The sequence below is a fragment of the Oscillibacter sp. KLE 1745 genome (genome assembly GCF_000469445.2).
Lineage (GTDB): Bacteria > Bacillota > Clostridia > Oscillospirales > Oscillospiraceae > Oscillibacter > Oscillibacter welbionis.
In genome coordinates, this window is record NZ_KI271660.1 from 1 (window position 1) to 11,148 (window position 11,148).

11 protein-coding genes are annotated in these 11,148 nt (G+C 61.4%); 6 read left to right on the top strand and 5 right to left on the bottom strand.

All coding sequences use genetic code 11. The features are described 5' to 3' along the window. Positions 1-77 precede the first annotated feature (77 nt). The 4 genes from HMPREF1546_RS01110 to HMPREF1546_RS01125 are packed head-to-tail and all read right to left on the bottom strand — an operon-like array spanning position 78 to position 3,824. Positions 78-971, bottom strand: coding sequence for an NAD(P)-dependent oxidoreductase (locus tag HMPREF1546_RS01110; protein WP_021747777.1), 894 nt, complete (start codon positions 969-971; stop codon positions 78-80). A 24-nt stretch (positions 972-995) separates the two neighbouring features. After that, positions 996-2,273: a TRAP transporter large permease gene (locus HMPREF1546_RS01115; protein WP_021747776.1), complete on the bottom strand. Its 1,278-nt coding sequence runs from the start codon at positions 2,271-2,273 to the stop codon at positions 996-998. Continuing rightward, positions 2,270-2,773 (bottom strand): TRAP transporter small permease, encoded by a 504-nt coding sequence (locus tag HMPREF1546_RS01120; protein WP_025544782.1) that lies wholly within the window; start codon positions 2,771-2,773, stop codon positions 2,270-2,272. The genes HMPREF1546_RS01115 and HMPREF1546_RS01120 overlap by 4 nt, the downstream gene beginning before the upstream one ends. A 34-nt stretch (positions 2,774-2,807) precedes the next feature. Continuing rightward, positions 2,808-3,824 carry a TRAP transporter substrate-binding protein gene (locus HMPREF1546_RS01125; protein WP_036629491.1) on the bottom strand — a complete coding sequence of 339 codons (1,017 nt, stop codon included), beginning with the start codon at positions 3,822-3,824 and terminating at the stop codon, positions 2,808-2,810. Between the two features lie 329 nt (positions 3,825-4,153). Here HMPREF1546_RS01125 and HMPREF1546_RS01130 point away from each other — a divergent pair, with 329 nt between their 5' ends. Then, positions 4,154-4,882 (top strand): FadR/GntR family transcriptional regulator, encoded by a 729-nt coding sequence (locus HMPREF1546_RS01130; RefSeq protein WP_025544779.1) that lies wholly within the window; start codon positions 4,154-4,156, stop codon positions 4,880-4,882. A gap of 211 nt (positions 4,883-5,093) precedes the next feature. Here HMPREF1546_RS01130 and HMPREF1546_RS01135 read toward each other — a convergent pair whose 3' ends face one another. Then, a complete protein-coding gene (locus tag HMPREF1546_RS01135) occupies positions 5,094-5,996 on the bottom strand; it encodes a LysR family transcriptional regulator (protein ID WP_021747772.1) in 903 nt (300 codons plus the stop codon). 297 nt (positions 5,997-6,293) lie between these two features. Here HMPREF1546_RS01135 and HMPREF1546_RS01140 point away from each other — a divergent pair, with 297 nt between their 5' ends. The 5 genes from HMPREF1546_RS01140 to HMPREF1546_RS01160 all read left to right on the top strand — a co-directional run. Continuing rightward, on the top strand, positions 6,294-7,610 hold the full coding sequence (locus HMPREF1546_RS01140) for a GntP family permease (protein WP_021747770.1): 1,317 nt from the start codon (positions 6,294-6,296) through the stop codon (positions 7,608-7,610). A 63-nt stretch (positions 7,611-7,673) separates the two neighbouring features. After that, positions 7,674-8,618 carry a thiamine pyrophosphate-dependent dehydrogenase E1 component subunit alpha gene (locus HMPREF1546_RS01145; protein ID WP_051319924.1) on the top strand — a complete coding sequence of 315 codons (945 nt, stop codon included), beginning with the start codon at positions 7,674-7,676 and terminating at the stop codon, positions 8,616-8,618. Then, positions 8,615-9,595, top strand: a complete 981-nt coding sequence (locus tag HMPREF1546_RS01150) for an alpha-ketoacid dehydrogenase subunit beta (RefSeq protein ID WP_021747768.1) — start codon at positions 8,615-8,617, stop codon at positions 9,593-9,595. The genes HMPREF1546_RS01145 and HMPREF1546_RS01150 overlap by 4 nt, the downstream gene beginning before the upstream one ends. A 13-nt stretch (positions 9,596-9,608) precedes the next feature. Beyond that, positions 9,609-10,871 carry a dihydrolipoamide acetyltransferase family protein gene (locus HMPREF1546_RS01155; protein ID WP_021747767.1) on the top strand — a complete coding sequence of 421 codons (1,263 nt, stop codon included), beginning with the start codon at positions 9,609-9,611 and terminating at the stop codon, positions 10,869-10,871. A gap of 12 nt (positions 10,872-10,883) precedes the next feature. Further along, the coding region (locus HMPREF1546_RS01160) for a biotin/lipoyl-containing protein (RefSeq protein ID WP_021751603.1) at positions 10,884-11,148 on the top strand (265 nt) is incomplete at its 3' end.

An 11,148-nucleotide genomic window follows, 5' to 3' on the forward strand; every position in this document is an offset into this window, starting at 1 on the left:
CCCTCTTTACAGAAATGCGCGGGGACCGGACAGGCATCCGGTCCCCGCGCACTCTGAGATTGATCGTCTGACAAGCGTCAGTCTGCCGTCTCCTCCCGGCCGACCTTCACGCCCATCTTGTCCTCGTAATACTTGACCAGCGCCGCCTGGTCCTCGTCGATGTGGCCGTTGTCGTTCATCCAGTCCATCACATGGAGGACCACATCTGTCAGCGGCGTGTCGATGTCCAGCTTGTGGGCATAGTGCTTGGCGTTCAGGATGTCCTTCCGGTGGACGGCGATCCGCGCGCCGGGGGTGTAGTCCCGCTTGATGATCTTGGGCACCTTGTTGTCGTACATGGGACCGCCGGCAAAGCCGCCCCGGGTGGCCTCGAACGTGGTCTGCAGGTCGATGCCCGCCTTGGCCGCGAAGGCATAGCCCTCCGCAATGGCCACCAGGATGGCGCCGCCGATCATGTTGTTCACCAGCTTGGTGACGCTGCCGCTGGCGGGGCCGCCGGTGTAAACGGGACTGCCCATGCACGCCAGGACCGGCTTTACCTTGTCAAAGGCCTCTTTGTCGCCGCCGGTCATAATGGCCAGTGTCCCGGCGATGGCCATGGGGTTGCCGCCGCTGACCGGGGAGTCCAGCAGGAACATCCCCGCGTCCTTGGCCTGCTGGTACAGCTCCAGAATGATGTCCGGTGCGGTGGAGCTCAGGTCCACAATCACATTGCCGGGCTTGCCGTACTGGATGGCCTGCTCCACGCTGTTGCGGATGATGGGATGGGTGGGCAGGATCTGGAGGATCACGTCGCAGGCCTTGTAGATTTCTGCCGGGTCACTGACGGGGATGCCGCCTGCCTCCCGGAAGGCGTCCATCTGCTGCTGGACCACATCGTAGCCCAGCACGGGCAGCCCGCACTTCTGCACCACGTTTTTCGCCATAGGCAGTCCCATGACGCCCATTCCCAAAAATCCGATTTTTTGCATATCCAAGACTTCCTTTCTTCGCAATCAGCCCGCCATGATGCTGGGAAGCAAGGTGGTGAGGGGCGAGACATAGGTGATGAGGAACAACACGATAATGGAGATCAGCAGCATGGGCATCATGGCCTTCAGGGAGTGAGACAGCCGGGTTTCGCCGGTCTGGTTGCACAGCAGCAGACACAGGCCCACCGGCGGCGTCACCAGACCGATGCAGAGGTTGAAGCTCATGACGATGCCGAACTGCAGCAGATCGATGCCGAAGGCATTCAACAGCGGCAGCAGGATCGGGGTCATCATCACCACAGCCGCGTTGGCCTCCATCAGCATACCGATGATCAGGAACAGAATGTTCAGCAGCAGCAGAATGACGACGGGGCTGTTTGTGATGGAGCTGAAGAAGGAGACCAGCTGCTGGGGCAGGCCGGAGGTGGTGATTACATAGCTGGAGGCGGAGGACAGGCCCACCATCACCATGATGGTGGCGGTGGAAACTGCGCCCTCCACAAACACCTGGGGCAGCTCCTTGAAGCTCATGTCCTTGTATACGAAGAGGCTGATGATCAGGCTGTACACCACTGCCACGGCAGAGGCCTCGGTGGGGGTGAAGATGCCGCCGAAGATGCCGCCCAGGATGATGATGGGCATCAGCAGCGCCCAGATGCCCTTGCGCACGGAGGAGCCGATCTTCCTCAGGTTGGGCTTCTCATGGGCCGGCAGATTGTGCTTGTGGCCGTAATACAGGCCGTAGGCAATCAGAGCCACCGCCAGAATGATGCCCGGCAACACGGAGCCCAGGAACAGCTCCGCCACGGACACATTGGTGATGCTGGCGTACACGATCAGCACAATGGACGGCGGAATGATGGGACCCAGGATGGAGGAGATGGACGCTACGCCCACGGCGAAGGGGGCGGGATAGCCCTCCCGCTTCATGGCGGGGATGGTGATGCCGCCGATGGCGGAGGCGGTGGCCACGCCGGAGCCGGAGATAGCGCCGAACAGGGCGGAGGCCAGAATGGTCACCAGGGACAGGCTGCCCTTGATGTGTCCTATAATGGCATTACAAATGTCAATCAGTTTTCCTGTAATACTGCGGGACATGATATTGCCCGCCAGAATGAAGAAGGGGATGGCCAGCAGGGCGCTGCCGTTCATGCCCGCGAACATTCTCTGAGGCAGCACAATCAGGGGCAGGTCCGCCAGGTTCAGGGCCGCCAGGGCGCCGATGCCCAGGGCGATGTAGATGGGGAATCCCAGGAGGGCGAGACCCAGCAGCAGAATGATGATTAACAGGCCGGCGTTCATACCTGGGCCTCCTTTCCGGCCCCGCGCAGGGCAGAGATGTTCTTGAAGAGGACCTCAATGGAAGTCAGGAGCATCAGCACGATGCCGACGGGCATACAGGAATAGGGGATGGACATGGGGATCCCAAGCCCCGCAGACATGGTGCGGGCGCCGGTCTGCACCAGGGTGATGGAGTAGGACAGCAGGAATACCATGAACACCATGCCGGCCAGAGTGGCGATGATGGTGAGGATGGTCCGCACCTTCGGCTTCATCAGATTGATGAGAATGTCGATCTGCAGATGGCTGTTGCGGCGGATGGCAATGGCTGCACCGATCATCACGTCGTAGATGAACAGATACCGGGCCAGCTCCTCGCTCCAGGAGTTGGCGTGGGCAAAGATGTACCGCATGATGACCTGGTAGGCGATGATGATGACCATAATCCCTACGGTGACAGCCAGGATCGCTTTCTCGACCTTCTCCAGGACATCTAGGAATTTGGAATATCCTCTCAGCATGTTTGACACCTCGCTATGTCCTTCGTGGCGGTTGTCAGGCATTGGGAGCCAGTGCACGGATCTGGTTGCACCAGTCGGCCAGATCGGGGAAGTTGGCCTCCGCATAGCCGCTGAAATGCTCGGTAAAGGCGGCGTTGTCCACATCCACAAAGGTGACGCCTTCCGCGGTCAGCTCTTCCTTGGCGGCATCCTCCCGCTCCAGCACCTCCTGACCGATCTGTTCGCCGGCATAGACGGCAGCCTCCTCCAGCGCGGACTGGATGTCCTCCGGCAGGGATTCAAAGTACGCCTTATCCATGATGATGGTGTTGGCGCTGTATACATGGTTGGTCAGAATCCAGTAGGGGCAGACCTCCTGGAAGGAATAGCTCTGGGAGTCCAGGATGGAGTTCTCCTGCCCATCCACGGTGCCCTGCTGCAAAGCCGTGTAGGTCTCGCCCATAGCCAGGGGAGTCGGGGCGGAGCCCATCCACTCCCAAACCTTGATGTAGCCCTCCAGATTGGGGCTGCGGAGCTTGAAGCCGGCGAAGTCCTCCACGGTCTTCATCTCCTTGGTGGCGGTCACGATCCGGGCACCACGGTAACCGGCGCCCATCAGCTTGAAGCCGGAGTCATTGCCCACGGTGTCTAGAATCTCCTGGCCCAGCTCGCCGCCCCAGACCGCCTGGAAGTGGTCGTAACCGTTGTAGATGTACGGCATGATGTCGATATTTGCCAGATTTGTGAAGGGAGCCAGCGTGCCCACGGACTCGCAGGTGATGTCCGCTACGCCGGCAGCCATGCCCTCCAGCACCTCAGTGGTGGAACCCAGGCTGTTGCCGCCGTAGAATTCAATGGAGACGCGGCCGGATGTGAGCTCCTCTACCTTCTCCTTGAAGAACGTGGCCATATCATAGCCCAGCTCGCCGGGGGCACTGCCGTTCAGCGCCATGCGCCAGGTGTATTCCGCGCCGGTGCCGTCTCCGCCGGAATCACCGCCTCCACCGCCGCAGCCTGTCAGCAGGGTAAACATCATCACAAGTGCCAATACCATTGCCAACGTCTTTTTCACATCAAACACTCCTTTTTCTTTTATCCTGTCGATTCTCTGCGAAGGGTCGCTTGCTGCCGGGACATGACAGTCGTGCCGCCGGCCTGACAACAAAATATGTTGCCTTATAAATGGTTTTACCATTTATATTTCTTGCTTTATTTTATAGCACTTTACCCAATGCCCGTCAAGCGTTATTAAAATAACGAGCTATTTTGCACAATTTTTAACAATGTCGCGTGCGGATATGTCTCGCCACTCCTGCAGGCATCCTACGGACTCTCCCTTGATTCCGGCTTTCGAGTATGATATACTTTTCACAAAAAGCAGGAAGGGTAAGGAGAACCATGATGGAGCAGCCTTCTTCCAAAGCCCTCTTCACGCCTGCCAAGACCCAGCGGGCGTCCGAGGCTATTTACAATCAGATCTACCCCAAGATCATTTCCGGGGAACTGCGTCCGGGGGACCGGCTCCCGCCGGAGCGGGAGCTGGCGGAGATGTTCCAGCGCAGCCGCCCTGTGGTGCGGGAAGCGCTGCGGATGCTCCAGCAGGAGGGACTGATCGAAACCGCCGTGGGCAGCTCCGGCGGCGCGGTGATCCGGGGCGTCTCCCTGAAATCCGTGGAAGAGCCCCTGAAAAACCTGGTGGCCATGGGGGCCATCAATCTGGATGAGCTGCTGGAGTATCGGCATATCAACGACCGCAGCTGCGCCCGTCTGGCTGCCATCCACCACACGGAGGAGGATGCCGAGGCGCTCCGGCAGACCCTGGAGGGCGCGAAGGCCAACCTGGACAGCCTCTTCAGCTTCCAGGAGTATGATGTGGCGTTCCACAGCGCTTTGGCCAAGGCCAGCCACAACACGCTGGCCTCTCTGATTAATGACGTGATTGTCCGCCTCAACACGGATGTGTTTGTGGAGACGATTCGGGATTACACACCGGAGCAGCTGCGGGAGATCAATTTGCGGATCTACAACACCCATTACGCCATCATGGAGGCCGTCCTCGCCCATGACCCCGACGGGGCGGACCGCGCCGTGGCGGCCATGGTCCGGCTGTTTCAGGATACGGTCCATTGAACAGGCACGGAGCTTCACAAGTACGGCAGCGCGCCGCGAAAAGAAACGCTCGCCGCTGCGCATGAGGGGGCGCATCCGGATCCTGCTGCCTGGGAAGGGCAGGGAAATAGCGTTCACAAATTTCTGCGATGCAGCTGCGTCGCAAAAAAGCTGGCTGCCCGCCGGGCAGCCAGCTTTTTTGCCATGATGTTTTGGAAAGGAGTTCCCGCGGTTAGGTGCCGCCCCGCAGGGTGTTCTCCTGGATGAAGCGGATCAGCTCCCACCCCAGCTTGGGCAGATAGCGCCCCTTTTTGAGAAAGAACCCCACGTCGAACACCACCGGCTCCTCGAAGGGGCGGAGCGCCAGCCCTTCGCAGCCCAGGGCCTGCTGGCCCTGGGCCACGCTGATGATGCCCACGTACCGGCAGGAGCGGACCAGATTCGCCATGCACAGCACCTGGTCATAATTGAAGAGAATGTCCGGGATCACCTGATGGCGCTCAAACTCCCGGCTCATCAACTCCTTCACCTTGGATTGGGCGTCCATCATAATGAGCTTCTCCTCCCCCAGCCGCGCCAGGGGGATCCGGTCCAGCCGCGCCAGGGGATGGTCCGGATGCAGCACCGCGTGGATCTCCATAGTGCCCATAGGAATGATCTCCAGCTCCTCCGCCTCCGGCGCTGTGGGGAAGGCGTTATAAGCCAGGTCCAGCATTTCACCCGTCACCATCTCCACGTGCTTGTTCATGGAGCCCTCGTTCAGGTAGATCTGCGCCTTGGGGTGCTCCCGCAGAAAGGTGGAGAAGATCATGGGCACGATGGGATTCGTCAGCACGTGGGAGATTCCCAGCCGCAGGCGCTGTTCCGCCGTGCCGGCCAGATCCCGCATGGCATTTTCCGCCGCTTCACAGGTGCTGAGGATGCGCCGCGCCCAGATCATAAACTGCTCGCCCTCGTATGTAAAGGTAACGCCCTTGGAGCTGCGGACCACCAGCCGCACCCCCAGCTCCTCCTCCAGCGCCTGGACGGCGGAGGAGATGGCCGGCTGGGACACGTAGAGCGCCTCGCTGGCCTGGTTGAAATTCTTATACTGGTAGACCGCGTCCAGATATTGCAGCCGCTTCAGATTCAGCATCCGGCAGACCTCCCATCCCTCCGGCGGCGCACCGCCGCGCTTTTCTTTAAGAATAAAGGAGTTTTATTGAAAAATCAAGATTTTCTTTATGCCAAAAGTGCGAATTGACATTTTTTTGACTAGCTGTTTATAAGTTTTTGTTATTCCTGCATAAAAACATGGTATTTCACTATTGAATTGCCAGTTGCTAAAATTCAAATTGGAAGACATATTGGGGGGCGCGGGAAAGGAGGGTACACGGCAACGGGCGCCGCTTTCATCAAATCTGACAGAGAAGGACGGGAGGATATAGACAACATGATCGTAGTGAGCGTGATTGGAATCATTCTGGCATTCGCGGTGCTGATCTTTGCGGCTTACAAAAAAATCAGCATGTTCCTGGCGGCAGTGCTGGCTGCGGCCATCGTGGCCCTGTTCGGCGGGCTGGACGTGGCGGCCTCCCTGGTGGGGGCGGACGGCCCCTTCCTCATCGGCATGAAGGACTTCGTGGGCAGCTGGCTGGTGATCTTCGCCCTGGGCGCCCTGCTGGGCGCGCTGTATGACAAGAGCGGCGCCACCTGGCGCATCAGCAGCACCCTCATCAACAAGGCCGGAACCCAGTGGACGCTGCTGATCTACGTGCTGGTAGGCGCCCTGCTGGTGTACGGCGGCATCCAGGTGACCGTGATGATCTTCGTGCTGCTGCCCTTTGCCAAGATCCTGTTCCCCAAGGCGGGCATCCCATGGTACTTGTTCCCCGGCATCACCGGCCTGGCCATCGCCACCTTTGCCATGGGCCAGATGCCCGGCAGCCTGCAGATGCAGAACATCATTCCCACTCAGATTCTGGGCACGGCGCTGACCGCCGCCCCGGTGGAGGGCGTGCTGGCCACGCTGTTCATGATCGTCGTAGGTGTCGGCTACCTCTACTGGCAGGTGAAGAAGGGTCATGACGACCCGGAGGCGGCCATCGAGCTCTACCAGGTCCAGGGCGGCATTTTGGACGAGAAAGAGCTGGAGCAGCGGGCTCCGGGCTTCTGGATCTCCCTGCTGCCCATGGTGGTGACCTTCGTCCTCATCAACGGCTTCGGTGTGGAGCTGCTGTACGGCCTCACGGCCGGGTGCGTGCTGTCCCTCCTGTTCTTCTGCAAATCCCTGGGCGGCGTCAAGGGCTTTGGAGAAATTGTCTCCGAGGGCTTCAACAACGGGATCTTCCCCTGCATCATCATCGCTGCCGTGGTGGGCGTGGGCAAGGTGGTCTCCGCCACCGATGTATTTGCCCTGGTGCAGGAGAACATCATCAACCTGCCGCTGCCGGGCCTGGTGAAGGTGGCGGCCATCACCACCATCATCGCCGGAATCACCGGCTCCGCCTCCGGCGGCCTGACTATCGCGCTGGAGCTCTTCGGTGAGACCTTCATCTCCTGGGGGTACACGCCGGAGATCATCCACCGGGTGGCCTCCATCGCCTGCGGCGGACTGGACACCCTGCCTTGGAACGGCACCGTAGTGATGCTGTTCGCCCTGTCCGGCGTGTCCTATAAGAAGGGCTACAAGCACGTGGCGATGGAGACGGTCATTCTGCCGCTGCTGTCCCTGATCCCTGTATTTATCTACTATTCCATCGTACACTGAGAAAGGTCGTGTTGAATCGTGGCTACCTATGAAAAGAGCTTTTTGTTGTCCCTGTACCGGGACATGGTCCGGATCCGGGCCTTTGAGGAACACGCCGCCGAGTGCTTCACCAAGGGCATGCTGGCGGGCAACATCCACCTGAGCATCGGTCAGGAGGCAGCGGAGGCCGGTGCCTTCGCGGCCATCGAGCCCAGGGACTACTTCACCTCCACCCACCGGGGCCATGGCCATGCCATCGCCCGCGGGGCGGACCCCAAGCGGGCCATGGCGGAGCTGTTCGGCAAGGCTGCCGGCTACTGCAAGGGCAAGGGCGGCTCCATGCACATTGCGGACATGGAGAAGATGAACCACCTGGGCGCCAACGGTATCGTGGGCGCCGGACAGCCCATCTCCGCCGGCAGCGCCCTGGCCTCCAAGATCATGGGGGACGACTCCGTCACCGTGGGCTGCTTCGGCGACGGCTCCACCAACGAGGGCTCCTTCCACGAGTCCCTGAACATGGCCGCCGCCTGGAAGCTGCCGCTGGTCTGGTTCATTGAAAACAACTGCTACGGCGTGTCCACGGAGATCCACCGGGTCACCAACACCCCGGATCTGGCCTCCCGGGCCGCGGCCTACGGCGTGCCCTACGCCGTGGTGGACGGCACGGACGCCATCGCGGTGTATGAGGCTATGAAGGTCGCCCTGGACCACGCCCGCAGCGGCAAGGGACCCTATGTGGTGGAGGCCAAGGTATACCGCTATCAGGGCCACTACTGCGGTGACCCGGCGGTTTACCGCCCCAAGGAGTACATGGAGCACGCCCTGGCAAACGACGGCATCGAGAAGCTGGGGCGGCGGCTGCTGGAGAGCGGCGCCGCCCAGGAGGAGCTGGACGCCATCCGGCAGGACGCAGAGGCCGAGATGGACGAGGCTGTGAAGTTCGCGGATGCGTCCCCATATCCGGACCCCGCGACGGTGCTGGATGATATGTATGTGACTGACAACGAAAGGTGCGTGGCGAGATGAGCAAGAAGATCACCGTCAGCAAGGCCATCGGTGAAGCCTTGCACGAGGAAATGCTCCGGGACGAAAAGGTTTTCATCATGGGCGAGGACATGGCCGTCATGGGCAATGTGTTCGCCATCACCAAGGGCTTTCTGGAGGAGTTCGGCCCCAACCGCGTCATTGACACTCCCATCTCCGAGGAGGGGTTTGTGGGCATGGCCGTGGGCGCCGCGATGCGGGGGCTGCGGCCCGTGGTGGAGCTGATGTACGATGACTTCGCCACGGAGTGCGCGGATCCCCTGTTCAACCAGGCTGCCAAGATCCGCTACATGACCGGCGGACAGTGCAGCGTCCCCATGGTCCTGCGGGCGCCCATGGGCGCCGGCCGCCGGAACGCAGGCCAGCATTCCCAGTGCTTGGAGAATTTCTTCTGCCACTTCCCGGGACTGAAGGTGGTGGCCCCCTGCACCGCTGCCGACGCCAAGGGCCTGCTGAAGTCCGCTATCCGGGACGACGACCCGGTAGTGTTCCTGGAACACAAGCTGCTGTACGCCCACAAGGAGGAGATCCCCGATGGGGAGTACACCATCCCCCTGGGTGCGGCGGACGTGAAGCGGGCGGGCAGGGACCTGACCATCATCACCTGGAGCCGTGAGGTCCACTTCGCCCTGGAGGCCGCCCAGACCCTGGAGGCGGAGGGCATCGACGTGGAGGTCCTGGATCTGCGGACTCTGGTGCCCCTGGACTGGGATGCCATCGTGAAGTCCGTCTCCAAGACCCACAACGTCATCATCGTCTCCGAGGAGGTCAAGCGGGGCAGCTACGCCGGTGAGCTCTCTGCCCAGATCGCAGAGGAGCTGTTTGATGAGCTGGACGCCCCGGTGGAACGGGTCTGCGGCCTGAACATCTGCTCCCCCTTCAGCCCGGTGCTGGAGGACAAGAACTTCCCCCATCCGGAGGATATTGTGCGGGCTGTCAAGCGCGTGCTGAACAAGTGAGGAGGCGTGTGAGATGGCTTATGAAGTACTGATGCCCCAGCTGGGCCTGACCATGGAGGAGGGAACCGTCTCCCAGTGGATCAAGCACGAGGGAGACGCTGTAAAGGCCGGGGACGTGGTGGTGGAGATCACCACTGATAAGCTCACCAATGAGATCACCAGCGAGCAGGACGGCGTCCTGCTGAAGATCGTGGCCCAGGAGGGCGAGGATGTGCCGGTGAAGGGACTGCTGGCCTACATCGGCCAGCCCGGCGAACAGGTGGGGGAGACTACTGCCCCCGCTGTATCCGCGGCTTCTGCTGCCCCGTCTGCGGAGCCTGCGGCTGCGCTGGCTTCTGCCCCTGCGGCATCCCCGGCGGCCGGGGGCAAGCGGATCCGAATCTCTCCCCTGGCCCGGAAGATCGCCGGACAGATGGGCGTGGACTACACCGTCCTCACCGGCACCGGCCCCAGCGGCCGGATCGTCAAGCGGGACATCCTGGCCGCGGCGGAATCCGCGCCCAAGGCAGCTGCTCCCGCCCCTGCTGATCGGAAGATCGCCGCGCCTGCGGCTGTCTCCGGCACCGCCTTCCCGGTGAAGAATCTGGAGCTGATGGAGGGTGACACGGTGGAGAAGCTCACCGGCATGAGGAAGGTGGTGGCCCAGCGGATGTACACCTCTGCTGTGGAGATCCCCACCGTCACCCAGACGGTGAAGGTGGACGTCACCGCCCTGCTGGCCTTCCGCAAAAAGCTGAAGGAGGAGGGCCATGCCTTCTCTGTCAATGACTTTGTGCTGAAGGCCGTGGCCAAGGCCCTGCGCCGTCATCCGGAGATCCTGGTGAGCTTGGACGGGGAGCAGATCATCCGCCGGGCCCATGTGAATCTGGGCATGGCGGTAGCTCTGGACGCGGGGCTCATCGTCCCTGTGATCCGGGACGCGGACCTGCTGAGCCTGGAAGCCCTGTCCGCCAAGGCCAAGGATTTGGCGGAGCGGGCCCGTGCCAACCAGCTGGGCGCCGACGAGTACAAGGGCTCCACCTTCACTGTGTCCAATCTGGGCATGTTCGGCGTGGAGAGCTTCACCCCCATCATCAACCAGCCGGACGCGGCCATTCTGGGCGTCAACTGCACGGAGGATGAGCTGGTGATGGAGGACGACGGCACCATCGCCAAGCATCAGGTGCTGCGGATCTCCCTGACCTTCGACCACCGACTGCTGGACGGCGCGGTAGCGGCCAAATTCGAGATGACAGTCCGGGATCTGCTGGAGCATCCCATGGACATCCTGCTGTGAGGAGCGTAAACAATGGCAACGGAAATCAAAATGCCCCAGCTGGGGCTGACCATGGAGGAGGGCACCGTGGAGCGGTGGCTGAAGGCGGAGGGCGATCCCGTCAAGGCCGGTGAGCCCCTGCTGGAGATTACCACCGACAAGCTGACCAACGAGGTGGCGGCGGAAACCGACGGCGTCCTGCTGAAGATCGTGGCCCAGGAGGGCGCCGACGTGCCGGTAAAGGGCCTGCTGGGCTACATCGGCCGGCCCGGCGAGCAGGTGGGGGCCCCCACCGCAG